Origin of the sequence: Vibrio sp. Vb1755 (assembly GCF_033338635.1) — a bacterium.
Classification (GTDB): Bacteria; Pseudomonadota; Gammaproteobacteria; order Enterobacterales; family Vibrionaceae; genus Vibrio; species Vibrio alginolyticus.
On sequence record NZ_JAWOTA010000327.1, the window covers coordinates 1 to 1,077 of the forward strand.

A 1,077-nucleotide genomic window follows, 5' to 3' on the forward strand; every position below is an offset into this window, starting at 1 on the left:
ATCTCTATTGTAGGCACTGGAATTTCTGGACTGACATGTGGGTACTATCTGCACCAACAACACGATATCACTTTGTTCGAAGCCAACGATTATATTGGTGGTCATACGGCGACGGTTGATGTTCGTGTCGGGAATGAGGATTATGCGATTGATACAGGGTTCATTGTATACAACGACCGTACATATCCAAATTTTATCAAAATGATGAACGAAATTGGCGTGGAAGGTATTCCGACGCAAATGAGCTTCAGCGTGAGAAACGATGGCAACGGTTTGGAATATAATGGCCACACATTAACAACATTGTTCGCACAAAAGCGAAATTGGCTTAATCCAAAATTCTATCGCTTTATTCTTGAGATTTTACGCTTCAATAAACTAGCAAAAGCGTGTGCTACTGAGCAAATATCGAGTTCTCAAACGCTGGGTGCATTTTTGGATGAGCACCAGTTTAGTGATTTCTTTTCTGACAACTATATTCTGCCAATGGGCGCGGCGATTTGGTCATCTTCCCTCGCTGACATGCGTGCATTTCCATTGATGTTCTTCTTACGCTTTTTCCTCAATCACGGTTTGTTAGACGTGACGAATCGTCCGCAATGGTATGTTATCAAGGGTGGTTCACGTGCTTATATTCCACCTTTAACACAAGGGTTTGCAGATAAGATTCGACTGAATAGTCCGGTTGAAAAAGTCGTTCGCAGTGAACAAGGTGTAGCAATTTATGCAAATGGGCAGTGTGAATGGTTTGATGAAGTCATTTTTGCTTGCCATAGCGACCAGGCTTTAGCAATGCTCAGTGATGCCTCGTCATGTGAAAACGACATTTTGTCTAATATGGCTTACCAAGCAAATGATGTGGTTCTTCACACTGACACGAGTGTATTACCGAAACGAAAATCTGCATCGGCATCGTGGAACTATTTGCTGGAAGGAGGCGAAGAGGAGCTGCAACGATTGCCGTCCCTGACGTACAACATGAACATTTTGCAGCATATCGACTCTTCACACACATTCTGCGTCACCTTAAACCGTACTGAAGATATCGACGAGAACAAGATTCTGCGTCAGTTCACC

General features: G+C 43.2%; 1 protein-coding gene. It reads left to right on the top strand.

The genetic code is table 11. From position 1 onward, the window contains the following. Window positions 1-1,077: NAD(P)/FAD-dependent oxidoreductase (locus R7E00_RS24895; RefSeq protein ID WP_318124891.1), on the top strand; the 1,077-nt coding region annotated here is incomplete at both ends.